Origin of the sequence: Pseudomonas sp. MS646 (assembly GCF_036693845.1) — a bacterium.
Classification (GTDB): Bacteria; Pseudomonadota; Gammaproteobacteria; order Pseudomonadales; family Pseudomonadaceae; genus Aquipseudomonas; species Aquipseudomonas chlororaphis_E.
The window spans coordinates 4,835,739-4,859,791 of the sequence record NZ_CP144763.1; the positions used below are offsets into that span (position 1 = coordinate 4,835,739).

The window sequence follows — 24,053 nt, forward strand, 5'->3', positions numbered from 1 at the left end:
ATACCTGCTTATTCTTCGCTGGTGTGCACTTTGCGGTGCAGGATCGCCTGGAACTCATCGGCGAAGGTGTAGTAACGGCCGATCAGCGTTTCGCTGCGGGCAGCGAAGCGGTTATAGGCAATGACGGCCGGGATGGCCGCGAACAGGCCGATGGCGGTGGCAACCAGGGCCTCGGCGATGCCCGGGGCCACGGTGGCCAGGGTCGCTTGCTGGGCCGATGCCAGGCCACGGAAGGAGTTCATGATCCCCCACACGGTGCCGAACAGACCGATGTACGGGCTGACCGAACCGACGGTGGCGAGGAACGGCAGGCTCTGCTCGAGCTTCTCTTCCTCGCGGGAAATGGCCACGCGCATGGCACGGGCCACGCCTTCCATCACCGCTTCAGGGTCGACGCCCGGCTGCTGGCGCAAGCGGGAGAACTCCTTGAAGCCGGCGCGAAAGATCTGCTCGACGCCCGAGTCCGGGTCCGGATTGCTGCCCGCCTGGCGGTACAGCTTGGACAGGTCGATGCCCGACCAGAAGCGCTCTTCAAAGCTCTCCAGGGCTCGGCGACCGGCGCGCAGCAGGTTGCTGCGCTGAAAAATCATGATCCATGAGGTCACCGATGCGGCTACCAGGGTCAGCATTACCAGTTGCACCACGACGCTGGCATTGCTGACCAGGCTCCACATGGAGGTATGGTCGACGACGTTAGCTTCCACGCTTTATCTCCTGCTCTGAGTGTGTACCCGCGCCGCTCACGCCGGCAAAGGCCGCACGTAGAGCTTCGGGAATGGCCCGGGGTTTCAAACTATGGGTGCGCACACAGGCCACCAGGAACTGCCCTTCACAGAGCAGCACATTATCCGTAGCCCGCCTGACCTGCTGCTTGAAGCGCAGGCTGACACGGTTCAACTCGATGACATCGGCACTTACCACCAGTTCGTCGTCCAGTCGCGCCGGCGCGTGGTAGCGCGCTTCGCTGGAATGCACGACGAATAACAGGTCCTCCCCTGCCAGCGCGGATTGGGCGAAACCCAGTTCCCGCAGCCGTTCGGTTCGAGCCCGTTCCATAAACTTGAGGTAATTGACGTAGTAAACGATGCCGCCGGCATCGGTGTCCTCGTAATAAACGCGACAGCGATGTGCGAACGACTCCAGCCCGTTTTGCGCGCGCATACTCTAGTGCTTACTCCTCAGGTTGCCAATCGGCCAGGCAACTGTTTTTTCATTCTCGAATGCATTGACGCTCCAGACGTCGTCTGGGACAGCACGAGCCGGAAAAAAGTCAGCCTATCGAGCGCGTTCAATCGTCCACGGCATCGAGGAATTCGTCTACTACCGGCATCTCGCCCATTCGTGTCGGGATGTTTAAGCCAAAGTGCAGGTAAGCATGGCGGGTCACCACGCGCCCGCGCGGGGTGCGCATGATGTAGCCCTGCTGGATCAGGTACGGCTCCAGCACATCCTCGATGGTGTGGCGCTCTTCGCTGATGGCGGCGGCCAGGCTGTCGACGCCCACCGGGCCACCGTCGAACTTCTCGATCATGGTCAGGAGCAAACGCCGGTCCTGATGGTCGAAGCCACGCTCGTCAATGTCCAGCAGGTTCAACGCCAGGTCGGCAATCGGCTTGGTGATGTGGCCCTTGGCACGGACCTCGGCAAAGTCCCGGACCCGCCGCAGCAGTCGATTGGCGATCCGCGGCGTGCCTCGCGCCCGACGGGCGACTTCGTACGCGCCGTCCGGGTCCAGCGGCAATCCGAGGATGCCCGCCGAGCGACTGACAATCGTCGCCAGGTCGGCATTGCTGTAGAACTCCAGGCGCTGGACGATGCCGAAACGGTCCCGCAGCGGGTTGGTCAGCATGCCGGCCCGGGTGGTCGCCCCCACCAGGGTGAACGGCGGCAAATCCAGCTTGATGGAACGCGCCGCCGGACCTTCGCCGATCATGATGTCGAGCTGGAAATCTTCCATGGCTGGGTACAGCACTTCTTCGACGATCGGCGACAGACGGTGGATTTCGTCGATGAACAATACGTCATGGGGTTCGAGATTGGTCAGCAACGCCGCCAGGTCGCCCGGCCGCTCGAGAACCGGCCCCGAGGTACTCTTGATCGACACGCCCATTTCCTGGGCAATGATGTTGGCCAGGGTGGTCTTGCCCAGGCCCGGCGGGCCGAAGATCAAGGTGTGGTCCAGCGACTCGCTGCGCCCACGGGCCGCCTGGATGAACAACTCCATCTGCTCGCGCACGGTCGGTTGGCCAATGTAGTCAGCCAGGCTGACGGGGCGAATCGCGCGGTCCTGGATTTCCTCGCGGTCACGGGGCGCGCCCGTGGCGGCGATCAGACGGTCAGCTTCAATCACTTAGATCATTCCCTTCAGGGCACGGCGGATCATGTCTTCAGTGCTCAGGCCTTTTTCCTTGATGGCGGAAATCGCCTTGCTGGCTTCCTGCGGCTTGTAACCCAGGGAAATCAGCGCGGTAACCGCATCGTTCTCGGCGCTGACCGCCGGGGCCGGCGCGTCCGGCTGGTTCGGCACCAGGGCGAACATGGCCGGCACCGTTTCCCAGGCCTTGAAGCGGTCCTTGAGTTCCACCAGCAGGCGCTCGGCGGTCTTCTTGCCAACCCCGGGCACCTTGGTCAGCGCCGAGGTGTCCTGGGACTGCACGCAGCGCACCAGTTCATCGACCTCCAGGCTCGACATCAAGGCCAGGGCCAACTTCGGGCCGACGCCATTGAGGCGGATCAGCTCACGGAAGAAATCCCGCTCGCGCTTGCCAATGAAGCCATAGAGTAACTGCGCATCCTCGCGCACGACCAAATGGGTGTGCAGTGTCAGCGGCTCGCCGACCGACGGCAGGCGATACAGCGTGGTCATGGGCACTTCGAGCTCATAACCGAGCCCGTTCACATCCAGAATCAGGTGCGGCGGCTGTTTTTCAGCCAGGGTGCCGCGCAAGCGTCCAATCACGTTTCAGATCCTTGGGCGTTGGCCAGCCGTGGGCTGGCGAATAACGGCCCGGCATAAGGGCCGACGACGCGGCGCACCCTACCCGGGTTCACGAATGAGTGCGCTGATGCTATCAGAGACGCAGGCGCCCGCCACGACTGCGTGCAGTGCCCAAGCCGTGCGGCAGCAGGCTGGAGCGGGTATGCGCATGGCAAATGGCGATGGCCAGGGCGTCGGAGGCGTCGATCTGCGGCTTGCTGACCAGCTTCAACAGGTGCATCACCATCATTTGCACCTGTTCCTTGTTCGCCGCGCCCGTTCCGACGACCGCCTGCTTGACCTGGGTAGCGGTGTATTCGGCGATTTCCAGGCTTTCCTCGGCACCGGCAACAATGGCCGCGCCCCGGGCCTGGCCCAGCTTCAGGGCCGAATCGGCGTTACGGGCCATGAACACTTTTTCGATGCCCATGGTGACCGGCCCGTAGGTCTGGATGACCTCCCGCACGCCGCGATAAACAATCTGCAGGCGCTCGTGCAACTCGCCCGCCCCAGTGCGGATACAACCGGAAGCCACGTACACGCAGCCACGCCCGGTATCACGAACCACGCCGTAGCCGGTGATGCGTGAACCGGGGTCGATGCCAAGGATTAAAGTCATAACGCCTGCGAAAAAAAGTGCGATGGCAAGAAGATACAACTCATCAAAGGCCTGCAGTGAACCCGTGGCGAGGGAGCTTGCTCCCGCTGGGCTGCGTAGCAGAGCTTTTTTTGGGAGCGCTTCGCACTCCAGCGGGAGCAAGCTCCCTCGCCACAATGGTTTCAAACAAACCTTAAGTGAGCAGCATTACACCTGTCAGCCCAGTTGCTCTGCCACCGACTCTGGAATGTCAGCATTGGAATAGACATTCTGCACGTCATCCAGGTCTTCGAGCATGTCGATCAGCTTGAGCACTTTCTCGGCGCCGTCCAGGTCCAGCTCGGCGCTGGTGGTCGGCTGCATGACGATTTCCGCGTCGGCCGGCTTGAACCCGGCCGCTTCCAGGGCATTGCGCACGGCATAGAAGCTGGCGAACGAGGTAAACACGTCGAACGATCCGTCTTCATGACTGACCACGTCGTCGGCGTCGGCTTCCAGGGCGGCTTCGGTCAAGGCGTCTTCATCCAGGCCCGGCGCGAAGCTGATCTGCCCCTTGCGCTCGAACAGGTATGCCACCGAACCGTCGGTGCCCAGGTTGCCACCGCATTTGCTGAAGGCGTGACGCACGGCCGCCGCGGTACGGTTACGGTTGTCGGTCATGCATTCGACCATGACCGCCACGCCACCTGGGCCATAACCTTCGTAGGTCAGTTCTTCAACGTTGTCGGCCTCGGTCGCACCGGCGCCACGGGCGATGGCCCGGTCGATGATGTCGCGGCTCATGTTGGCACCCAGTGCCTTGTCCAGGGCCAGGCGCAGGCGCGGGTTGGAACCCGGATCACCGCCACCCTGGCGGGCCGCGACCGTCAGCTCACGGATCCACTTGGTGAAGATCTTGCCCCTCTTGGCATCCTGACGTTCTTTGCGGTGCTTGATGTTCGCCCACTTGGAATGACCTGCCATAACTCGCTCCGGTTTTTCTTGAAACGTTGCCCGCCCTGCAACGATGCAGAGGCAGGCAAGCAGAAATATCGACACCAACGAAAAGGCGCATCCGAAGATGCGCCTTCAGGTGTCAGCCTTACTCAGCCTTGGGCTGTTCACGCAGACGGATGTGCAGCTCGCGCAGTGCCTTGGCATCCACCACACCCGGAGCCTGGGTCATGACATCGGCCGCGCTCTGGGTTTTCGGGAAAGCGATCACTTCACGGATCGACTGGGCGCCGGTCATCAGCATCACCAGGCGATCCAGGCCGAAGGCCAGGCCACCGTGAGGCGGTGCGCCGAACTTCAGGGCGTCGAGCAGGAAGCCGAACTTCTCTTCCTGTTCCGCTTCGTCGATGCCTAGCAGGCGGAACACCGCCTGTTGCATTTCCTTGCGGTGGATACGGATCGAACCGCCACCCAGCTCGGTGCCGTTCAGGACCATGTCGTAGGCACGCGACAGCGCGGTAGCCGGGTTGGCCTCCAACTCCTGCGGGGTGCATTTCGGCGCGGTGAACGGGTGATGCAGCGCGGTGAAGCTGCCATCTTCGTTTTCTTCGAACATCGGGAAGTCAACGACCCACAGCGGCGCCCATTCGCTGGTCAGCAGTTCAAGATCGTGACCGACCTTGATGCGCAATGCGCCCAGGGCTTCGCTGACGATCTTGGCCTTGTCGGCGCCGAAGAACACGATGTCGCCATCGACCGCGCCAACGCGATCGAGGATCACGTTCAGGTTGGCCTCAGGGATGTTCTTGACGATCGGCGATTGCAGGCCTTCGACGCCCTTGGCGCGCTCGTTGACCTTGATGTACGCCAGGCCCTTGGCACCGTAGATGCCGACGAACTTGGTGTAGTCGTCGATCTTGCTGCGCGGCATGCTCGCGGCGCCCGGCACGCGCAGGGCGGCAACGCGGCACTTCGGATCGTTGGCCGGCCCGCTGAAGACCTTGAATTCGACGTCCTTGAGCTGGTCGGCCACGTCCACCAGTTCCAGCGGGATACGCAGGTCCGGCTTGTCGGAACCGTAGCGGCGCATAGCCTCGTCCCAGGTCATGTGCGGGAAGTCGCCGAATTCCAGACCCAGCACTTCCTTGAACAGGTTGCGGATCATGCCTTCGGTCAGGCCCATGATGTCTTTTTCGTCGAGGAAGCTGGTCTCGATGTCGATCTGAGTGAACTCAGGCTGACGGTCGGCACGCAGGTCTTCGTCGCGGAAGCACTTGGCGATCTGGTAGTAGCGGTCGAAGCCGGCCACCATCAGCAGTTGCTTGAACAACTGCGGCGATTGCGGCAGGGCAAAGAAGCTGCCGGGGTGGGTGCGGCTCGGCACCAGGTAGTCGCGGGCGCCTTCCGGCGTGGCGCGGGTCAGGATCGGCGTCTCGACGTCGAGGAAACCGTTCTCGTCCAGGTAGCGACGGATGCTGGTGGTCATGCGCGAACGCAGGCGCAGCTTCTCGGCCATTTCCGGACGGCGCAGGTCGATGAAGCGGTAGCGCAGGCGGGTTTCTTCGCCCACGTCGGAAAATTCGTTGAGCGGGAACGGTGGGGTTTCCGCTTCGTTGAGCACTTCCAGCTCGTGGCCCAGCACTTCGATCATGCCGGACGCCATGTTGGCGTTGCCAGCACCGGCCGGACGCAGGCGCACCTTGCCGGTGATCTTGACCACGTATTCGCTGCGCACGCGGTCGGCGGTGGCGAAGGTTTCAGCGCGGTCCGGATCGAACACCACCTGGGCCAGGCCTTCACGATCACGGATATCGAGGAAAATCACCCCGCCATGGTCACGGCGACGATGAACCCATCCGCAAAGAGTAACTTCCTGACCTTCCAGGCTTTCGTTCAGTTGGCCGCAATAATGGCTGCGCATCATGGTAGTGGTTTCACTTCTCGTAATTCGACATTCGGTTGGAGGCCCTGCCCATGCAAGAACTCGCGCGTATTCAACTCAGTCTGCTTTGTCGCCACCGGCCAGGTTCTTCTTGGCGCCGGTTTTGAAGTCGGTTTCATACCAGCCCGTACCGCCGAGGCGGAAACCAGGCATGGACAGCATCTTTTTCAGTTCTGGCGCCTGGCAGGCAGGGCAGTCGACCAGCGGTGCCTCGCTGATCTTTTGAATGACTTCCATCTGATGACCACAGGAAGCACATTGATAGTCGTACATCGGCATGGGGTTGTCTCGGCGATCAGGTTACTCGCGCAAAGGCGGGCTTTGCGGCAAAGGGCGAGATTATATCCATTAAATGCAGCCTGTGCAGCCGTAAGACCGCACAGGCCGCTCCCGGCCCGTTTCAAGCACTGGCCTGGGCCTCAGTGCCGTCCGACGACCTCCAGCCCGGTTTCCTTCAGACTGTGCACAACGCAGACCACGCGCACCAGGCCACTGAAATTGCGCACGCCACCATGGCGCAAGTGCACCTCCCGGTCCACATGGGACAGCAAGGTGCTGATGGAACAGCGGTTGAGCCGGGCCATGTCGGCGAGGATATCCCAATAGACCTGCTCCAGACGCAGACACGTGGCAAAGCCATTCAGGCGGATGGACCGGGCCCAGGGCCGAGCCAATTGCATGTCGAAGCCCCTGACGAACGGATCGACGTGGATGGGCTGACAGCGCCCGCGCGCGCCCTCGCCGGGTTCTTTTCCTTGAATCATACCGTTGACACTCCTTTGCCAGACGAACCTTTCAGGTGGAACACTCCACCTGTGGCGCTTATTGGAAGCTCAACGGCATCGGCAGATCCAGACGACTTTATGGCCATCGACGTAGGACAAGCCGACAGCCGGCAGGCGACGAATTACGCCGTCCTACCCGCTGCCTACAAATCCCGGCGCCCTGCTCCCGGAGAGCAAGGGCTCGGCAGCCCTGCCAGGCTTATTTATCTTCCAACAGCGAGCGCAGCATCCATGCGGTCTTTTCATGAACCTGCATGCGCTGGGTCAGCAGATCGGCGGTGGGCTCGTCGCTGACCTTGTCCAGGAGGGGAAAGATGCCACGGGCGGTACGCGTCACCGCTTCCTGCCCTTCCACCAGTTGCCGGATCATATCCTCGGCACCGGGCACGCCCTCTTCTTCCTTGATGGAAGACAAGCGCGCGTACACCGAGTAGGCACCCGGCGCCGGGAAACCGAGGGCACGGATGCGCTCGGCGATCAGGTCCACCGCCAGCGCCAGTTCGTTGTATTGCTCCTCGAACATCAGGTGCAGGGTGCGAAACATCGGCCCGGTGACGTTCCAGTGGAAATTGTGGGTCTTGAGGTAGAGCACATAAGTGTCCGAAAGCAGGCGTGAAAGCCCGTCGACGATGGACTTGCGGTCTTCTTCACTGATACCGATATCAATGGCCATGTTGATTGATCTCCTGACGGTGATGAATGAGACAGCGGCTCCTCCACTGTAGTGGTTTTTGCCGCCGGCAGCCTGCGACAGATCGCCGGCCCTCCTGAACCGACAAGCCGGGACGCCGGGCGGTTCCGACACACGGGCCCCTTCAACGGCGCTCGCCTGGCCCCTGCAAGCGTCCACCGGGTGGCTGGCCGACGAACAGCGCGGTATGGGTCCGCGACGCGTTTGAGAAGGCCAAGGCTTTACTGTTAAATAGGCAGTGTGTCGCTACGCCTATTTTCCAGGACGTGGCGCATAGGCTGGTTCGAATACGTGTCCAACGCCTCTCCATTTTTCCGAAGCGAACCGTCCTCGACCCGCTCTTCCTTGTGATCTGTCTTAACCGTGAGCCAATTAAAATGTTGAAAATCGTCCACTTGCTAATGGGCGCAGCTGCCTTGCTGCTGTCCTTCATCCCTAGCCTGGGTTCCGAAGCCACACCTTACCTGCAACATCCCGATGCACTGTACCTGGCCTTTTTCGGCCTGCTCAACCTGACCCTCGCGCCCGTCATTCCTTACTGGAATAAAGGCCCCCGTCATCAACTGCAAAACCTCGTCAGCGTCCTGCTGGTACTGGCCGTCGCCCTGCAAACCCTGGCGTTGCTGGCCCCCATGCCGGAAATCGCCGGCCAACCGGCCATTGCGTTCAGCCTTGGCTGTGCGTTGCTGGCCGTGGCCGTGCACCTGGGCGTCAGCTTCTACAAGAAGTCGTCGCCCGCTGCTGCCTCGCAGAACTACGACATGTCCAACCGCGATACCGGCACCGTGAAGTGGTTCAACACTTCCAAAGGCTTCGGCTTTATCTCCCGCGATTCCGGCGATGACATTTTCGTGCATTTCCGGGCCATCCGTGGCGAAGGCCATCGCGTCCTGGTGGAAGGCCAGCGCGTAGAGTTTTCCGTGATGAACCGCGACAAGGGCCTGCAGGCCGAAGACGTGATCGCTGCGCTGCCGCGCCGCTGATACTGCCGTAAAAAAACCGCGATGCAGCCTCGCTGCTCGCGGTTTTTTTTGGGCCTGGCACTCGGTGCCGGTCAGTAATGAGGAGGCGGTGCCTCTTCTTCGAAGGATTCGAACTGCCCAGCCATCTCTTCCTGGCGCTTGAGCAACGCCGCCATCTGCAACTGCAGCCGCTCGACCACGCGCTGCTGCTCCACCAACACATCATTCAATGCCTGGATGGTGTCATCCTGAAACGCCAGGCGACTTTCCAGATCGGTTACACGGTCTTCAAGGTTCATGGTTTCAGCCCTCCAGAAACTTGAAATCATCGGTCAATGCCACGCGCAAGCGTTCGCGAATGGCCTTCACTTGCACGTCATTATAAGGCTGTGCCGGGTGTTTGCCCCAGACCGGTGCCGGCCACGCGGCATCATCGCGTTTGCGCACGATGACATGCATGTGCAATTGACTGACAACGTTACCCAACGTCGCGACGTTCAGCTTATCGGCGTCGAACGAGTCCTTGAGCGTTTCGGCCAGGGCCGTGGTTTCTTTCCACAGTTGCTGCTGGTCCATGTCATCCAATTGAAATAATTCGCTGATATTTTCCCGCCGCGGTACGAGTATGAACCACGGATAGTTGGAATCATTGGACAAGAGCAACCGACACAGCGGGAAATCGCCGATCGGCAATGTGTCTTGTTGCAGTCGTGGATCTAAGGCAAACACCGCGCGCACTCCTGATGGTTGATCGGTCCGGTTTCCGGGCACAGGCCGCGCCGGACACAGACCGGCAGCATACCTGCGAATGCCGGAGGGTTCACGGGGCACTCGTTCGACACGCCTGCATCGCCTTTTTGTTCACCGCTCTTTCAAGAACCGGTATGAACGAGGGCGGGCGTTGCACCAACACGGCGCAGGGTCCAGGGTGCAGTCCGACAGCAGCGTCCCAGGGCCTGGCAAATGCACCGGAGCTGTCAGATTTTCGTACAGCTTGAAAATTTTTTGCACCAAAACAGCACAGTGGGTCTACGCTCAGTGCACGAAGCATCCGGGATTTACTCACTCGATGGGGTGAACCGGTAACGTTTTTGGTTGTCGCGCACCGTTTCAAGACGTTCAACACGAGGGCCGCGCAGCCGTCAACCCTATTTAAAACAAGGCCTTTGGAGCCCGGTTTCATGAGGTTTCACCGCGTCAACCGGTAGAATGTGAAAAAAATGTAAACGAAATTCGGGTTTGTGCATGCTTGTTGCATTCATCCGCACATCGTCCAAGGGCTTCGCCGGAAGCGAAAACCCGCAGACCTATAAATTAAAGTGGCAAGGCTGCCCTCAGGAGCTTCAAGCGCGGTAATGACGGACTCTTTACACCAATGCCGGAGAGAAAAAACAACCTTAGAAGTTGTGAATCCGATTGCGTTGGTTCAGCCGAAATACGACATGGATCGAGCCATTGGCGACACGGTCGTAAAGAAGCTGAAAGGTTGTATGGGCAAGTATCGCCAATAGGGTCGGCGTGATATAAGTTTGCGCCGACACAAAAAGAAAGAGCCGCCCAGATAATAAAACAGGTGGGACGGCAGTACTCTTCTAAAACCAAAGGAGCAAATCACGATGCGCGTGATGAAGTGGAGCATGATCGCACTGGCCGTTGCTGCAGCAGCCAGTACTCAAATGGCTACGGCCGCACCTTTCGTAAGTGACCAAGCTGAAGCCAAGGGCTTTGTCGAAGACGCCAAGTTCGACTTGCTGCTGCGCAACTATTACTTCAACCGTGACCGCAAAAACGGTTCAAACGACCAGAAAGACTGGACTCAGGGTTTCTGGGGCAACTTCAGCTCCGGTTACACCCAAGGCACGGTAGGGGTCGGTGTTGATGCATTCGGTTATCTGGGCATCAAACTGGACGGCGGCGACGGCACGGCAGGTTCGGGCAACATGAGCCGCAACTCCCAAGGCCACAACGAAGACGACTTTGGTAAGGCCGGTGCAGCCGTCAAGCTGCGTATCTCCAAAACCGAACTGAAATTCGGTCAAATGCAGCCTAGCACCTCCCCAGTGTTCGCTGTCGGCGGTTCCCGCCTGTTGCCTCAAACCGCTACCGGTTTCCAACTGCAAAGCAGCGAAATCAAGAACCTGGATCTGGAAGCAGGTCACTTCTACTCGGCCTCCAGCCAGGACGAGATGAACAGTGACGGTGAGCTGCACGCTACATACGCATCCGGCGACAGCATTGCCGTTACCGGCAAGACCATGGATTACGTTGGTGGCAAATACGGCATCTCCGACGATCTGAGCGTTTCGCTCTACGGCTCCAAATTCGAAGATATTTGGGACCAGTACTACGCCAACGTGAACTACACCATCCCTATGGGTAACGACCAGTCGCTCAATCTGGATGGTAACATCTACCGCACCGTCGATACCGGTAGCGCCAGAGCGGGTGATATCAGCAACACCACGTTCTCGCTGGCAGCTGCGTATTCGTTCCTGAAAGCGCACACCGTTACCGTGGCCTTCCAGAAAGTGGACGGCGACACTCCATTCGACTACGTCGGTGTGGGTGACAACAACCGTGGCGGCGACTCGATCTTCCTCGCCAACTCCATCCAGTACTCTGACTTCAACGCCCCTAACGAGAAGTCTGCTCAGGTTCGTTACGACCTGAAGATGGCTGAGTACGGCGTACCAGGCCTGAGCTTCATGGCCCGTTACGTTAAAGGCTGGGATATCGACGGTACCAAGATGGATGCCTCCAGCCCATACAACCAATACGGCTATGGTGAAGATGGCAAGCATCACGAAACCAACGTCGAAGCCAAGTACGTGGTTCAGAGCGGCCCTGCCAAGGACCTGTCGTTCCGCGTTCGTCAAGCATGGCACCGCGCCAACACCGACCAGGCTGAGGGCGATATCAACGAGTTCCGCCTGATCGTCGACTACCCGATCTCGGTTCTGTAATTGCCGAAAGTTAGTTCGCGGTAATCAAAAAAAGGCCCATCTTCGGATGGGCCTTTTTCATTGCTGGCTATTCATGAATAGTCTGACCAACAGGTCAAACAGACTCCTGAACCACCCGAATCACACGTTGTGGGAACGGAATATCGATCCCCGCATCCTTCAACCGGTCCCGAGCCTGTTCATTCAACATGAACATCACGCTCCAGTAATCGGCCGTCTTCACCCAGATCCGCAACGACACTGTGATCGAACTGTCACCCAAGGTGGAAATCACTGCTTCAGGCGCCGGATCAGCCAACACGCGCTCATCCTTCGCCAGGTCCAGCAACACCTGCCGGGCCTTCTGCAGATCCGCCTGGTAATCCACACCCACGTCGAATACCACTTTGCGGGTCGGCTGGCGGTTGGTATTGGTGATGATGCCGTTCGACAGGTTGCCGTTGGGCACGATGACCGTCTTGTTGTCGCCGGTGCGCAGTACGGTGTGGAAGATCTGGATCGCATCGACCGTACCGGCAACGCCCTGGGCCTCGATCCAGTCACCGATGCGGAACGGGCGGAACAGCAGGATCAGCACGCCACCGGCGAAATTCGCCAGGCTGCCCTGCAATGCCAGGCCAATCGCCAGGCCGGCCGCACCGATGGCCGCGACGAACGAGGTGGTTTCCACGCCGATCATCGACGCCACGCTGACGATCAGCAGCACTTTCAGAATGATGTTCGCCAGGGTGCTGATAAACCCTTGCAGCGCCAGGTCCGCGTTGCGCAGGGCCAACAGCGCGCCCAGTTTCTGCGTGACCTTGTTGATCAGCCACCAGCCGATGGCCAGGGTGATGATCGCCAGCAGCACCCGGCTGCCGTACTCCATGATCATCGGGATCCAGGCCTGGGAAGCCTTGACCAGGTGGTCCACTTCAGCGTTCAAGTCCATCGTTGTCTCCTTTTCCTGTTACACGCGGCATTGTGGTGAGGGAGGATGCTCGCGCTTGGGTGCGTAGCGCTCACCGATAAGGGGCTGCTAAGCAGCCAGCGGGAGCGAGCGCCCTCGCCACAGGGTCTCCAAGCGACTGAAATATCAGTCGCGGAAGTTGTTGAATTGCAACGGCATGCCGAATTCCTTGCCGCGCAGTGCCGCAATGGCCTCTTGCAAGTCGTCACGTTTCTTGCCGGTCACCCGCACCTGCTCGCCCTGGATGGCGGCCTGAACCTTGAGCTTGGCGTCCTTGATGTGGGCAACGATCTTCTTCGCCAGTTCCTTGTCGATGCCTTCCTTGAGCACGGCTTCCTGCTTCATCAGCTTGCCCGAGGCGAAAGCGTCCTTGACCTCGAGGCACTGTACGTCGATCTTGCGCTTGACCAGCGCGAGCTTGAGGATCTCGATCATCGCCTCGAGCTGGAAATCGGCTTCGGCGGTCAGGTTGACGGTCAGGTCCTTTTCCTTGAACTCGAAACTGCCCTTGCCCTTGAGGTCATAGCGACGGTCGAGTTCCTTGACGGCGTTTTCAACGGCGTTGGTGACTTCGTGTTTGTCCAGTTCGGATACCACGTCGAATGACGGCATGTAGTGTTCTCCAATAAAAAGGCGCGCCGGTAACAAAGGCGCGCGCTTGGCTTGTGGTTAAAATCGGGCTCATTATAACGGGTCTTTCCCCACTGACACTGCGAGCTCCCGGATGCCTGCGACAAACCGAGTAAAAAACTGATGCCCACCACCTGGCATGTCCTGGGGGCCGGCAGCCTCGGCACGTTGTGGGCCGCGCGCCTGGCCCGGGCCGGCCTGCCAGTGAGGTTGGTACTGCGCAATGCAGACCGCCTGCAAGCCTATCAAGCCGCCGGCGGGCTGACGCTGGTGGAACAGGGCCAGGCGCAGTGTTACCCGGTCCCCGGCGAAACGGCGGACCACCACGAGCCGATCAAGCGCCTGTTGCTGGCCTGCAAGGCCTATGACGCCGAGGCCGCCGTCAGCTCGGTGACCCACCGCCTGGATGCCGACTCGGAACTGATCCTGCTGCAGAACGGCCTCGGCAGCCAGGACGCAGTGGCCAACCGCGTGCCCCTGGCCCGTTGCATCAGTGCCTCCAGTACCGAAGGGGCGTTTCGCGACGGTGACTGGCGCGTGGTGTTCGCCGGCCATGGCTACACCTGGCTCGGCGATCCGGCGCACCCGGTGGCCCCGTTCTGGCTGGACGACCTGGTGGCCGCAGGCATTCCCCACGAATGGAGCGCCGATATCCTCACCCGCCTCTGGCGCAAACTGGCGCTCAACTGTGCGATCAATCCACTGACGGTGCTGCACCACTGCAAGAACGGCGGCTTGCAAAGCCACCACTGCGAAGTCGCCACCCTGTGCGCGGAACTCACCGATCTGCTCGAACACTGCGGCCAGCCCGCCGCCGCCGAAGACCTGCAACCGGAGGTCGAGCGGGTGATCCAGGCCACCGCTACCAACTACTCCTCGATGTACCAGGATGTCAGTAACCGGCGCCGCACCGAGATCAGCTACCTGCTCGGCCACGCCTGCAAGGTGGCCCAGCGGCACCGGTTGGCGGTACCGCACCTGGAACAACTGCGCCAGCGACTGATTGTCCACTTGGACAACCTCGGATTGCCCAGCGACTGAGCAGCGGCTACGCTGGCCCTCGTGTTCCTTTTTAGCGACCAGTCTGATGCCATTGCGCCAGCGCCTTGAGAACCTCCCGGTCGGCCAGAAGCTGCTGGCCGCCCTGTTGGTGTTATTGACCACTGTCCTGCTGGTGGCCAACCTGACCTTTATCAGTGCCGCCTACTACATCTCCCAGGAGAGCATGGCGCCCCAGGCCTTGCAGACCATTGGCCGGCTGGTGGCAAACCCGAGCCTGATCTCCGATGCCGTGCAGTCGCCGCAGAGCGCCAAGCGCCTGCTCGACGAACTCAACAGCTACGCACCGCTTCGGGCGGCGGCCCTGTACGACGGCCAGGGCGAACGCCTGGCACAACTGCAACAAGGCGAAAAGCTCAAGCTGCCGGACCACTTTCGCAAGATGCAGGCCTGGCAGGCCGGTGAGTTTCGCAGCAACCAGGTCATCACCCTGCCCCGTCCCGGCATGGAGCCCGGCCATCTGCTCCTGGTGGCCAGCAGCGAACTGCCGACCGCGTTCTACACCGGCACGCTGACCGCCAGCCTGGGCATCCTGATCTTCAGCGTGCTGCTGTGGCTGGTCATCGCCCAGCAGATCAAGCGCCTGATTACCCAGCCGATCCACCAACTCGAAGAGCTGTCACGCCAGGTCACCCGCGAGGAAAACTATGCCCTGCGCGCCGCCAGGGGCAACCACGATGAAATCGGCAGCCTGGCCGAGGCGTTCAACACCATGCTGTCGCGGATCGAAGCCCGGGAGCAACAACTCAAGCGCGCCCGGGACGATTCCCAGGCCGCCTACGACCAGGCCCAGGGCCTGGCGGAAGAAACTCGTCACACCAACCGCAAGCTGGAGCTGGAAGTCCAGGTGCGCAGCAAGATCGAGAAGAAGCTCACCGGCTTCCAGAACTACCTCAACAGCATCATCGACTCCATGCCGTCGGCGCTGATCGCCCTCGACGAACAGCTCTACGTCACCCAGTGGAACCAGGAGGCCAGCGCCCTTTCCGGCACGCGCCTGGATGAAGCCCTGAACCAGCCGATCTTCCTCGCCTTCGAACCGCTCAAGCCCTACCTGCCCCAACTCAAGCAGACCGTCGAGCAGCACACCGTGGCCAAGATCGAACGCGTCACCTGGACCAAGGACGACGAGGCTCGCCACTACGCCCTGACCTTCTATCCGCTGATGGGCGGCGCCGGCCGCGGGGTGGTGATCCGCATCGACGACATCACCCAGCGCCTGTCGCTGGAGGAAATGATGGTGCAATCGGAGAAGATGCTCTCGGTCGGCGGCCTCGCGGCGGGCATGGCCCACGAAATCAACAACCCCTTGGGGGCGATCCTGCACAATGTGCAGAACATCCGCCGACGCCTGTCGCCGGACCTGCCGAAGAACCTCGAACAGGCCGAGCAACTGGGCATCGAGCTGCAGGTGGTCAATCGCTACCTGGAAGGCCGGGAGATCCCGCAGTTGCTGGACGGCATCCAGCAGGCCGGCGCCCGGGCCGCGAAGATCGTCACCCACATGCTCAGTTTCAGCCGCCGCAGCACGCGGCAGATGGCGCCTTGCGACCTGCCCGCGCTGATCGACCAGGCAGTGGAAATCGCCGGCAACGACTTCGACCTGGCGATCGGTTTCGACTTCAAGGGCCAGGCGATCATCCGTCAGTTCGACCCGAACCTGGGCCCGGTCCCCGGCACCGCCAACGAGCTGGAACAGGTGCTGCTCAACCTGTTGAAAAACGCCGCCCAGGCGATCCACCAACGCCAGGACGACAGCGAGCCGGGGCGTATCATCCTGCGCACGCGGCTGAACCCGCCGTGGGCCGAGATCCAGGTCGAGGACAACGGCATCGGCATGAGTGAGAACGTGCGCAAGCGCACCTTCGAGCCGTTTTTCACCACCAAGGAAATCGGCCAGGGCACGGGCCTTGGGCTATCCGTGTCGTACTTCATCATCACCAACAACCACAAGGGCCAGATGGAAGTGCAATCGGCACCGGGCCAGGGCACCTGCTTCACCTTGCGCCTGCCCTTGGCCGGCACGTCCCTCACCCAGCAGGAAAACATACAACTGGAGCGCTGAGCATGGGCTTTCGCCTGTCGAAGATTTACACCCGCACCGGCGACACCGGTGAAACCGGGTTGGGCGATGGTCGCCGCGTGGCGAAGGACCACCCACGGGTCGAGGCCATCGGCGAAGTGGATACCCTGAACAGCCAACTGGGGTTGCTATTGGCTGGACTTGCCGCCGAAACCACGCACTACCCGGCGCTGAAGGAAGTCAGTGACGTGCTGGCACCCTGTCAGCACCGGCTGTTCGACCTGGGCGGCGAACTGGCGATGCCGGCCTATCAGGCGTTGAATGCGGCAGAAGTCGAGCGACTGGAAACGGCGATCGATGTCTGGAACGAGGAATTGGGACCGTTGGAAAACTTCATCCTGCCCGGTGGCTCGACGCTGATTGCCCAGGCCCACATCTGTCGCAGCCTGGCCCGCGGTGCCGAGCGTCGTTGCCAGCAGTTGAACGCCGTGGAACCGCTGGCGGGGCCGGGGCTGGCTTATATCAATCGGTTGTCGGACCTGTTGTTCGTGGCGGCGCGAATCATCGCCCGGCGGCAAGGGATAGCAGAGGTGCTGTGGGAGGCGGCGGCCAAGCCTGGGGGGTGATCAAAAGAGATGTATCGCCGGTCAGGCCGCCTTCGCGGGCAAGCCCGCTCCCACAAGGTGATCGGTTGTGCCCCCTGACTTTATGTCTGACGCAGATCCAATGTGGGAGCGGGCTTGCCCGCGAAGGGGCCAGCAGCCCCACCACAAAAATCATGCCCCAGGCCAGAACGCCCGAATCCCCGCCACACCCTGAGCCCCGGCTTCCCAGGCCTGCTGCCGTTCAGCGGGGCCGACCCCACCCAACAGATAGACCGGCTTGTTGAAGCCCTCGATCAGCCGGGCCGCCTCCTCCCAACCCAACGGCTGGGCCTCGGGATGGGTCTGGGTCGGCTGGACAGGCGAGAGCGTCACGAAGTCCACGTCCATCTGCTGCGCCAGGGACAACTCCTCGGCGTTATGGCAGGAAGCCGCCAGCCAGCGATCCTTGCCGAACGGACGACCGGCCGCCGCATGCTTGCGCAACTGCGCGGCGGTGATGTGCCAGCCAGCGGACGGGAAATCCCCCAGCCATTCGAACGGGCCCTTGAGCATCAATTGCGCCTTGCCGGCGCACAGCCCCACCGCATCCACCGCCAGGTCGCGGTACTGCGGATCGTAGCCGTTGGGCGCGCGCAGCTGGACCAGCTTGATCCCACCGGCAATCGCCTTCTGCAGGCCGCGCAACAAGGCCGGTGTTTCCAGGCCGTCGGGGGTGATCAGGTATTCGCCAGGCAAACGGGCGGCGGCCACGATCGGCTGATTGGCCGCCGGAAATTCATAGCCCGTCAGCTCGCGAGCCGTCACCCAGGCCAATGGCTGTCCTTCGGCACCGTGGGGTTCGCCGGTGAACGCCGAGACTTCCCAGACGTCCAGCAACACCTGTTTGTCCGGGTAATCGTGGCGCACCTTGATCAGCGGCCGGGCGGCGCCGACCACAATGCCCAGCTCTTCATGAAGCTCCCGGGCCAGGGCCGCCTCGACGGACTCATCCGCCTCGACCTTGCCGCCGGGAAACTCCCACAAGCCACCCTGGTGCTGGGTGTCGGCCCGACGGGCGATCAGGATCCTGCCGTCGGCGTCGCGAATGACCGCCGCCGCTACGTGTACTCGTTTCACCGCGCTGCTTCCTCCAGGCCGGCCTGTTGCCAGGTCTTGAAGGCCGGCCATTGGTAAAGGGTTTCAACATAGGCCGCATCGATCGCCGGCAGTTCCACTTGGTAGGTGCGCAGGCGCACGGCAACCGGCAGGAAAAACGCATCCGCCAGGCCCAAGGTGCCGAACAGGTAAGGCCCGGCGTCGGTCGCCGCAGCCCGGCATTCGGCCCACAGCGCCAGCATCCGTTCGATTTCCGCCTGGACATCGGCCGGCATGGGCGACAACGGCGCATCATGGGCCAGGTCAAATGGCATGTGGGTGCGAAGGGCGAAGAAACCGCTGTGCATTTGCGCACATGCCGACCGCGCCTGGGCCCGGGCCGCTACATCCCTGGGCCAGAGGCCCGCCTCGGGAAACTGCTCGGCCAGGTACTCGGCGATCGCCAGGGAATCGGCAATGACGCCCGATTCGGTCTTGAGCAGCGGAACCTTGGCGGTGGCCGAATACTTGAGCAGCTTCTGCCGCGTGTCGGGTTGATAGAGCCTGACCAGTTCTTCAGTGTACTTCGCGCCAGTCAGCGTCAACGCCAACCAGGCACGCAGGGACCAGGAAGAGATTTTCTTGTCGCCGATGATCAGGTGCAGGCTCATGTCTGGAATCCGTTCTTAGGGGTACAGAAATTGGCTGTTGTCTATCGGGCCGCCTTCGCGAGCAAGCCCGCTCCCACAACGGCATCCCGTAAACGCCTGTGGGAGCGGGCTCGCTCGCGAAGAGGACGGCTCGATGTTAAGTCCGGTACTCGGCGTTGATCTTCACATACTCGTGGGACAGGTCGGTGGTCCAGATCGTCTCGCTGCACTCACCACGGCCCAACTCGATGCGGATGGTGATCTCTTCCTGCTGCATCACCGCCGCCCCCTGGGCCTCGGTGTAGCTCGCGGCACGAGCGCCCTGGCTGGCGATGCAGACGTCGCCGAGGAACACGTCGATCTTGCTCACATCCAGGTCTGGCACGCCGGCACGGCCGACGGCGGCGAGGATCCGGCCCCAGTTCGGGTCCGACGCGAACAGCGCGGTCTTGATCAGCGGCGAGTGGGCCACGGTGTAGCCAACATCCAGGCACTCCTGGTGATTGCCACCGCCATTGACCTGCACGGTCACGAACTTGGTCGCGCCTTCGCCGTCACGGACAATGGCCTGGGCCACTTCCATGCACACCTCGAACACGGCTTGCTTGAGCGCGGCGAACAGCGGGCCGCTGGCTTCAGTGATCGGCGGCAGGTTGGCCTTGCCAGTGGCGATCAGCATGCAGCAATCGTTGGTGGACGTGTCACCGTCGATGGTGATGCGGTTGAACGACTTGTTGGCGCCGTCGAGCATCAGGTCTTGCAGCACTTGCCGGGAGACATTGGCGTCGGTGGCGATGTAGCCGAGCATGGTCGCCATGTTCGGGCGAATCATGCCGGCGCCTTTGCTGATGCCCGTCACGGTGACGGTCACGCCGTCATGCTCGAACTGGCGGCTCGCGCCCTTGGGCAGGGTGTCGGTGGTCATGATGCCGGTGGCGGCAGCGGCCCAGTTGTTTTCCGACAGGTCATCGAGGGCGGCCTGCAACGCGCCTTCGATCTTCTCGACCGGCAGCGGCTCGCCGATCACACCGGTGGAATACGGCAGCACCTGGCTGGCGTCCACGCCCGTCAACTCCGCCAGCTTGGCGCAGGTGCGCTCGGCGGCGGCCAGGCCTGGCGCGCCGGTACCGGCGTTGGCATTGCCGGTGTTGGTCAACAGGTAGCGCACCGGCCCCTGCACGCGTTGCTTGGCCAGGATGACCGGAGCGGCGCAGAAGGCGTTGAGGGTGAAGACACCGGCAACCGTCGAGCCCTCGGCGCAACGCATCACCACGACATCCTTACGCCCGGGGCGCTTGATGCCCGCCGAAGCGATACCGAGTTCAAAACCGGCAACCGGGTGCAACGTTGGCAACGGACCAAGACCAACAGCCATGAATGCGCTCCTTAAATAAAATGTATGTCTGAATCAAATGGCAAAACGCCGCGACGGTCGGAAACCGGTCGCGGCGCAGGTCGTTCAGCGTTGGAAACGGGTGTTACTGGATCTGCCCGTGACAATGCTTGTATTTTTTGCCCGAACCGCAGTAGCACAGTTCGTTACGGCCCAGCTTCTGCTCGTTGCGCACTGGCGCGGTCGCCAGGGCAACATCCACGTCGACGCCCTCTTCGGCGACAACGTCCAGGCCAGGGGCTTCGGCGTGTTCGAACTGCATGCGCGCGGCCAGGGCCTCGGCTTCCTGACGCAGGCGCGCCTCTTCCTCGGCCGGGTCTTCGCGGCGGACTTGAACGTGGGACAGCACACGGATCGAGTCGCGCTTGATCGAATCCAGCAGGTCGGAGAACAGCGTATAGGACTCGCGCTTGTACTCCTGCTTCGGGTTCTTCTGGGCGTAACCGCGCAAATGGATGCCGTGGCGCAGGTGGTCCATGGTCGATAGGTGGTCTTTCCACAAGTCGTCCAGGACCCGCAGCACGATCTGCTTCTCGAAGGAGCGCAGCGCTTCGGCACCGGCCTGGTCTTCCTTCTCGTTGTACGCGGCGATCAGTTCGGCGAGCAGCTTCTCGCGCAGGGTCTCTTCGTACAGGTGATCGTCTTCGTCGAGCCACTGCTGGATCGGCAACGACACGCCGAAGTCACTGCGCAAGGCCGCTTCCAGGCCAGCGATGTCCCACTGCTCCGGCAGCGATTGCGGCGGGATGTGGGCGCTGACGGTCGCGTTGAGCACTTCCTGGCGGAAATCGGCGATGGTGTCACCGATGTTGTCGGCGGCCAACAAGCTGTTACGCATGTGATAGATCACTTTGCGCTGCTCGTTGTTGACGTCGTCGAACTCCAGCAATTGCTTGCGGATATCGAAGTTGCGGCCTTCGACCTTGCGCTGGGCCTTCTCGATGGCGTTGGTCACCATGCGGTGCTCGATCGCCTCGCCCGGCTGCATGCCCAGGGCCTTCATGAAGTTCTTCACCCGATCAGAGGCGAAGATGCGCATCAGGCTGTCTTCCAGGGACAGGTAGAAACGGCTGGAGCCAGCGTCACCCTGGCGACCGGCACGGCCACGCAGTTGGTTGTCGATGCGGCGCGACTCGTGACGCTCGGAGGCGATCACCTGCAAGCCACCGGACTCGAGCACCTGCTGGTGACGCTTCTGCCAGTCGGCCTTGATCTGCGCGATCTGCTCGGGGGTCGGGTTTTCCAGGGAGGCGACTTCCACTTCCCAGTTGCCGCCCAGCAGGATGTCGGTACCCCGACCGGCCATGTTGGTGGCGATGGTCAATGCACCTGGGCGACCGGCCTGGGCAATGATCTCGGCTTCCTTCTCGTGGAACTTGGCGTTGAGGACCTTGTGCTCGATGCCTTCCTTGTTCAGCAAGGCGGACATGTGCTCGGACGTCTCGATGGTGGCGGTACCCACCAGGATAGGACGGCCCTGGGCCATGCCTTCCTTGATGTCGTTGATGATCGCCGCGTACTTCTCTTCGGCGGTCAGGAACACCAGGTCGTTGTAGTCCTTACGGGCCAGCGGCTTGTTGGTCGGGATCACCACCACTTGCAGGCCGTAGATCTGGTGGAACTCGAACGCTTCGGTGTCAGCGGTACCGGTCATGCCGGACAGCTTGTTGTACAGGCGGAAGTAGTTCTGGAAGGTGGTCGAGGCCAGGGTCTGGCTCTCGGCCTGGATGTTCAGGCCTTCCTTGGCTTCGATGGCCTGGTGCAGGCCCTCGGACAGGCGACGGCCCGGCATGGTACGGCCGGTGTGCTCGTCCACCAGCACGACCTGGCCGTCCTGCACGATGTATTCGACGTTGCGATGGAACAGCTTGTGGGCGCGCAGGCCGGCATAGACGTGGGTCAGCAGGCCCAGGTTATGCGCCGAGTACAGGCTCTCGCCCTCGGCCAGCAAGCCGACGCGGGTCAGCATGTCTTCGATGAACTGGTGACCGGCTTCGTTGAGTTCGACCTGGCGGGTCTTCTCGTCGATGGTGTAGTGACCGGCCTGGGTGACCTGGCCCTCGACCTCCTCGACGTGCAACTTGAGCTGCGGGATCAGTTTGTTGATCTCGGTGTACAGCTTGGAGCTGTCCTCGGCCTGACCGGAAATGATCAGCGGGGTACGGGCTTCGTCGATGAGGATGGAGTCGACTTCGTCGATCACGGCGAAATTGAGTTCACGCTGGAATTTTTCTTCCATGCTGAACGCCATGTTGTCGCGCAGGTAATCGAAACCGAATTCGTTGTTGGTGCCGTAGGTGATATCGGCGGCGTAGGCGGCACGCTTCTCTTCCGGCGGCTGGAACGGCGTGACGACGCCGACGGTCAGGCCGAGGAATTCATAGAGCGGACGCATCCAGTTGGCGTCGCGGCGGGCCAGGTAGTCGTTGACCGTCACCACGTGCACGCCCTTGCCGGACAATGCGTTGAGGTAGACGCCCAGGGTTGCCACGAGGGTCTTGCCCTCACCGGTGCGCATTTCGGCGATCTTGCCTTCGTGCAAGGTCATGCCGCCGATCAACTGGACGTCGAAGTGACGCATGCCCATGACCCGCTTACCGGCTTCGCGGGCAACCGCAAAGGCTTCGGGCAGGAGCTGGTCGAGGGTTTCTCCCTTGGCGATGCGGTCCTTGAATTCGGCAGTCTTGGCGCGTAACTGATCGTCCGAAAGGGCCACCATTTGCTCTTCGAAGGCATTGACAGTCTGTACCGTCTTGAGCATGCGCTTGACTTCACGCTCGTTCTTGCTTCCAAAGAGTTTCTTTAACAAAGGCGCAAACATATCGGCAGGATCTTCCACACTAAAGGGATGGAGGGCGGCCCCGTGAGTCGCCCGTGCAGCCCTCATGGCCGCATGCGAACGAGCATTCTACCCGGAAACGATGGAGAGGAAAGTGGCGTTATTCCACGATGCTGGCACAGCGCTGTGACGGGGCTTGCTTAAAATAAGGGCTTTTGCGCGAACTTCAACCCACAAAACGCAGAAGTTAAGCGTTGATTGCCCAGGCAAAACGCCCCAGACCACAGGGCCCAGGCGCCTGCGATGCTTTCTGTTACCATGGCGCCTCTGTCACTTGCGGTATTCATTCATGGCCTTTCGCCCCCTTACCGCCAAGGCGCCCGCCATCCTGCTGCGCGAAGCCAAGCCGCTGAAAGCCATCTTCGGCCATGCCAGGCGCCTGGGCCACCTGCAGCGGCTGCTGGACAGCCAACTGCAACCTGCCGCTCGCGAGCATTGTCACGTGGCGTCCTGGCGCGAAGGCAGTTTGTTGCTGATTGTCACCGACGGCCACTGGGCCACGCGCCTGCGCTACCAGCAAAAACGCCTGCTGCGCCAGTTGCAGGCGTTCGAAGAGTTCGCCGGCCTGGTGCGGATCCAGTTCAAGGTCCAGCCGCCTACCGTGCAGGTCGGTGCCAAGGGGCACACGCTGGACCTGTCCCAGGATGCCGCCGCGACCATCCAGTCCACGGCCGAGGGCATCAGCGATCCCAACCTGCGGGCGGCGCTGGAGCGCCTGGCGGCGCACGCGCGCCCCAAGACTTGAGACGTTGCTTCGTCCAGTCGATCGCCTTCGCGAGCAAGCTCGCTCCCACAAGCGTTTTTCAGCGGCCATAAAAATTGTGTTCACCTCGGCCCTTCTGTGGGAGTGGGCTTGCCCGCGAAAGCGGTCTGTCATTATAAGAATAAGTGGCTGCCCCAACGCCTTCGCGAGCAAGCCCGCTCCCACAAGCGTTTTTCAGCGGCCACAAAAATTGTGTTCACCTCGGCCCTTCTGTGGG

Annotated in this window: 24 protein-coding genes; 6 read left to right on the forward strand and 18 right to left on the reverse strand. The window is 61.5% G+C overall.

Features of this window, described 5'->3' with window-relative positions:
- Positions 1 to 8: 8 nt before the first annotated feature.
- The 10 genes from tolQ to V3H56_RS21265 all read right to left on the reverse strand — a co-directional run bounded on the left by tolQ (position 9) and on the right by V3H56_RS21265 (position 7,908).
- Complete coding sequence (tolQ, locus tag V3H56_RS21220; RefSeq protein WP_042728759.1) at positions 9 to 704, reverse strand: protein TolQ; 696 nt, start codon at positions 702 to 704, stop codon at positions 9 to 11.
- On the reverse strand, positions 694 to 1,161 hold the full coding sequence (gene ybgC / locus V3H56_RS21225; RefSeq protein WP_003205037.1) for a tol-pal system-associated acyl-CoA thioesterase: 468 nt from the start codon (positions 1,159 to 1,161) through the stop codon (positions 694 to 696). The genes tolQ and ybgC overlap by 11 nt, the downstream gene beginning before the upstream one ends.
- Before the next feature lie 127 nt (positions 1,162 to 1,288).
- The gene (ruvB, locus tag V3H56_RS21230; RefSeq protein WP_042728758.1) at positions 1,289 to 2,350 is read right to left on the reverse strand and encodes a Holliday junction branch migration DNA helicase RuvB; all 1,062 of its coding nucleotides are present in this window, start codon (positions 2,348 to 2,350) and stop codon (positions 1,289 to 1,291) included.
- Positions 2,351 to 2,959, reverse strand: coding sequence for a Holliday junction branch migration protein RuvA (ruvA, locus tag V3H56_RS21235; protein WP_042728757.1), 609 nt, complete (start codon positions 2,957 to 2,959; stop codon positions 2,351 to 2,353).
- Between the two features lie 112 nt (positions 2,960 to 3,071).
- A complete protein-coding gene (ruvC, locus tag V3H56_RS21240; protein ID WP_024776477.1) occupies positions 3,072 to 3,596 on the reverse strand; it encodes a crossover junction endodeoxyribonuclease RuvC in 525 nt (174 codons plus the stop codon).
- A gap of 195 nt (positions 3,597 to 3,791) precedes the next feature.
- Positions 3,792 to 4,538, reverse strand: a complete 747-nt coding sequence (locus tag V3H56_RS21245; protein ID WP_014339920.1) for a YebC/PmpR family DNA-binding transcriptional regulator — start codon at positions 4,536 to 4,538, stop codon at positions 3,792 to 3,794.
- 118 nt (positions 4,539 to 4,656) lie between these two features.
- Entirely contained in the window at positions 4,657 to 6,432 is a 1,776-nt protein-coding gene (aspS, locus tag V3H56_RS21250) for an aspartate--tRNA ligase (RefSeq protein WP_042728756.1), read from the reverse strand.
- 75 nt (positions 6,433 to 6,507) lie between these two features.
- Positions 6,508 to 6,729, reverse strand: a complete 222-nt coding sequence (locus V3H56_RS21255; protein WP_042728755.1) for a zinc ribbon domain-containing protein — start codon at positions 6,727 to 6,729, stop codon at positions 6,508 to 6,510.
- A 140-nt stretch (positions 6,730 to 6,869) separates the two neighbouring features.
- Positions 6,870 to 7,214 carry a ribbon-helix-helix domain-containing protein gene (locus V3H56_RS21260; protein WP_042728754.1) on the reverse strand — a complete coding sequence of 115 codons (345 nt, stop codon included), beginning with the start codon at positions 7,212 to 7,214 and terminating at the stop codon, positions 6,870 to 6,872.
- Positions 7,215 to 7,434: 220 nt separating this feature from the next.
- Positions 7,435 to 7,908, reverse strand: a complete 474-nt coding sequence (locus V3H56_RS21265; RefSeq protein WP_030140806.1) for a Dps family protein — start codon at positions 7,906 to 7,908, stop codon at positions 7,435 to 7,437.
- A gap of 395 nt (positions 7,909 to 8,303) precedes the next feature.
- On the opposite strand from V3H56_RS21265, the gene V3H56_RS21270 reads away from it, so the two are divergent.
- The gene (locus tag V3H56_RS21270) at positions 8,304 to 8,909 is read left to right on the forward strand and encodes a cold-shock protein (RefSeq protein WP_042728753.1); all 606 of its coding nucleotides are present in this window, start codon (positions 8,304 to 8,306) and stop codon (positions 8,907 to 8,909) included.
- Positions 8,910 to 8,980: 71 nt separating this feature from the next.
- Here the strand turns inward: V3H56_RS21270 and V3H56_RS21275 are convergent, their stop codons facing one another.
- Positions 8,981 to 9,187: a SlyX family protein gene (locus tag V3H56_RS21275; RefSeq protein WP_042728752.1), complete on the reverse strand. Its 207-nt coding sequence runs from the start codon at positions 9,185 to 9,187 to the stop codon at positions 8,981 to 8,983.
- A gap of 4 nt (positions 9,188 to 9,191) precedes the next feature.
- Positions 9,192 to 9,617: an HIT domain-containing protein gene (locus V3H56_RS21280; RefSeq protein WP_042728751.1), complete on the reverse strand. Its 426-nt coding sequence runs from the start codon at positions 9,615 to 9,617 to the stop codon at positions 9,192 to 9,194.
- A gap of 887 nt (positions 9,618 to 10,504) precedes the next feature.
- Between V3H56_RS21280 and V3H56_RS21285 the strand changes: the two genes are divergently transcribed.
- Positions 10,505 to 11,851 carry an OprD family porin gene (locus tag V3H56_RS21285; protein ID WP_047736650.1) on the forward strand — a complete coding sequence of 449 codons (1,347 nt, stop codon included), beginning with the start codon at positions 10,505 to 10,507 and terminating at the stop codon, positions 11,849 to 11,851.
- Between the two features lie 94 nt (positions 11,852 to 11,945).
- Here V3H56_RS21285 and V3H56_RS21290 read toward each other — a convergent pair whose 3' ends face one another.
- Both V3H56_RS21290 and V3H56_RS21295 read right to left on the reverse strand, forming a co-directional pair.
- Positions 11,946 to 12,782 (reverse strand): mechanosensitive ion channel family protein, encoded by an 837-nt coding sequence (locus V3H56_RS21290; RefSeq protein ID WP_042728749.1) that lies wholly within the window; start codon positions 12,780 to 12,782, stop codon positions 11,946 to 11,948.
- Positions 12,783 to 12,926: 144 nt separating this feature from the next.
- Complete coding sequence (locus tag V3H56_RS21295; protein WP_042728748.1) at positions 12,927 to 13,412, reverse strand: YajQ family cyclic di-GMP-binding protein; 486 nt, start codon at positions 13,410 to 13,412, stop codon at positions 12,927 to 12,929.
- Between the two features lie 141 nt (positions 13,413 to 13,553).
- On the opposite strand from V3H56_RS21295, the gene V3H56_RS21300 reads away from it, so the two are divergent.
- From V3H56_RS21300 to V3H56_RS21310, 3 genes are read left to right on the forward strand one after another with little or no spacing between them, the layout of a single operon-like run.
- On the forward strand, positions 13,554 to 14,471 hold the full coding sequence (locus tag V3H56_RS21300; protein WP_047736652.1) for a putative 2-dehydropantoate 2-reductase: 918 nt from the start codon (positions 13,554 to 13,556) through the stop codon (positions 14,469 to 14,471).
- A 46-nt stretch (positions 14,472 to 14,517) separates the two neighbouring features.
- Entirely contained in the window at positions 14,518 to 16,554 is a 2,037-nt protein-coding gene (locus V3H56_RS21305) for a HAMP domain-containing sensor histidine kinase (RefSeq protein ID WP_047736654.1), read from the forward strand.
- A gap of 2 nt (positions 16,555 to 16,556) precedes the next feature.
- Positions 16,557 to 17,138: a cob(I)yrinic acid a,c-diamide adenosyltransferase gene (locus V3H56_RS21310; RefSeq protein ID WP_047736657.1), complete on the forward strand. Its 582-nt coding sequence runs from the start codon at positions 16,557 to 16,559 to the stop codon at positions 17,136 to 17,138.
- 150 nt (positions 17,139 to 17,288) lie between these two features.
- On the opposite strand, the gene V3H56_RS21315 is transcribed toward V3H56_RS21310, so the two are convergent.
- From V3H56_RS21315 to secA, 4 genes are all read right to left on the reverse strand, one after another.
- On the reverse strand, positions 17,289 to 18,233 hold the full coding sequence (locus V3H56_RS21315; protein WP_338473846.1) for a Nudix family hydrolase: 945 nt from the start codon (positions 18,231 to 18,233) through the stop codon (positions 17,289 to 17,291).
- Complete coding sequence (locus tag V3H56_RS21320) at positions 18,230 to 18,862, reverse strand: glutathione S-transferase family protein (RefSeq protein WP_047736660.1); 633 nt, start codon at positions 18,860 to 18,862, stop codon at positions 18,230 to 18,232. Before V3H56_RS21320 ends, V3H56_RS21315 begins: the two co-directional genes overlap by 4 nt.
- A gap of 136 nt (positions 18,863 to 18,998) precedes the next feature.
- Positions 18,999 to 20,216: a bifunctional glutamate N-acetyltransferase/amino-acid acetyltransferase ArgJ gene (gene argJ / locus V3H56_RS21325; protein WP_042731598.1), complete on the reverse strand. Its 1,218-nt coding sequence runs from the start codon at positions 20,214 to 20,216 to the stop codon at positions 18,999 to 19,001.
- 103 nt (positions 20,217 to 20,319) lie between these two features.
- Positions 20,320 to 23,055, reverse strand: coding sequence for a preprotein translocase subunit SecA (gene secA, locus V3H56_RS21330; RefSeq protein ID WP_042731597.1), 2,736 nt, complete (start codon positions 23,053 to 23,055; stop codon positions 20,320 to 20,322).
- 307 nt (positions 23,056 to 23,362) lie between these two features.
- Here secA and V3H56_RS21335 point away from each other — a divergent pair, with 307 nt between their 5' ends.
- Positions 23,363 to 23,818, forward strand: a complete 456-nt coding sequence (locus tag V3H56_RS21335; protein ID WP_042731596.1) for a DciA family protein — start codon at positions 23,363 to 23,365, stop codon at positions 23,816 to 23,818.
- The last annotated feature ends 235 nt before the right edge of the window (positions 23,819 to 24,053 follow it).

What these genes read in the sequence shown, in the direction of transcription:
- ybgC (WP_003205037.1), bottom strand. Translation starts at nt 1,161, where the DNA reads ATGCGCGCGCAAAACGGGCTGGAGTCGTTCGCACATCGCTGTCGCGTT.
- ruvC (WP_024776477.1), bottom strand. Translation starts at nt 3,596, where the DNA reads ATGACTTTAATCCTTGGCATCGACCCCGGTTCACGCATCACCGGCTAC.
- V3H56_RS21245 (WP_014339920.1), bottom strand. Translation starts at nt 4,538, where the DNA reads ATGGCAGGTCATTCCAAGTGGGCGAACATCAAGCACCGCAAAGAACGT.
- aspS (WP_042728756.1), bottom strand. Translation starts at nt 6,432, where the DNA reads ATGATGCGCAGCCATTATTGCGGCCAACTGAACGAAAGCCTGGAAGGT.
- V3H56_RS21255 (WP_042728755.1), bottom strand. Translation starts at nt 6,729, where the DNA reads ATGCCGATGTACGACTATCAATGTGCTTCCTGTGGTCATCAGATGGAA.
- V3H56_RS21260 (WP_042728754.1), bottom strand. Translation starts at nt 7,214, where the DNA reads ATGATTCAAGGAAAAGAACCCGGCGAGGGCGCGCGCGGGCGCTGTCAG.
- V3H56_RS21265 (WP_030140806.1), bottom strand. Translation starts at nt 7,908, where the DNA reads ATGGCCATTGATATCGGTATCAGTGAAGAAGACCGCAAGTCCATCGTC.
- V3H56_RS21270 (WP_042728753.1), top strand. Translation starts at nt 8,304, where the DNA reads ATGTTGAAAATCGTCCACTTGCTAATGGGCGCAGCTGCCTTGCTGCTG.
- V3H56_RS21275 (WP_042728752.1), bottom strand. Translation starts at nt 9,187, where the DNA reads ATGAACCTTGAAGACCGTGTAACCGATCTGGAAAGTCGCCTGGCGTTT.
- V3H56_RS21285 (WP_047736650.1), top strand. Translation starts at nt 10,505, where the DNA reads ATGCGCGTGATGAAGTGGAGCATGATCGCACTGGCCGTTGCTGCAGCA.
- V3H56_RS21290 (WP_042728749.1), bottom strand. Translation starts at nt 12,782, where the DNA reads ATGGACTTGAACGCTGAAGTGGACCACCTGGTCAAGGCTTCCCAGGCC.
- V3H56_RS21295 (WP_042728748.1), bottom strand. Translation starts at nt 13,412, where the DNA reads ATGCCGTCATTCGACGTGGTATCCGAACTGGACAAACACGAAGTCACC.
- V3H56_RS21300 (WP_047736652.1), top strand. Translation starts at nt 13,554, where the DNA reads ATGCCCACCACCTGGCATGTCCTGGGGGCCGGCAGCCTCGGCACGTTG.
- V3H56_RS21305 (WP_047736654.1), top strand. Translation starts at nt 14,518, where the DNA reads ATGCCATTGCGCCAGCGCCTTGAGAACCTCCCGGTCGGCCAGAAGCTG.
- V3H56_RS21310 (WP_047736657.1), top strand. Translation starts at nt 16,557, where the DNA reads ATGGGCTTTCGCCTGTCGAAGATTTACACCCGCACCGGCGACACCGGT.
- V3H56_RS21320 (WP_047736660.1), bottom strand. Translation starts at nt 18,862, where the DNA reads ATGAGCCTGCACCTGATCATCGGCGACAAGAAAATCTCTTCCTGGTCC.
- argJ (WP_042731598.1), bottom strand. Translation starts at nt 20,216, where the DNA reads ATGGCTGTTGGTCTTGGTCCGTTGCCAACGTTGCACCCGGTTGCCGGT.
- secA (WP_042731597.1), bottom strand. Translation starts at nt 23,055, where the DNA reads ATGTTTGCGCCTTTGTTAAAGAAACTCTTTGGAAGCAAGAACGAGCGT.
- V3H56_RS21335 (WP_042731596.1), top strand. Translation starts at nt 23,363, where the DNA reads ATGGCCTTTCGCCCCCTTACCGCCAAGGCGCCCGCCATCCTGCTGCGC.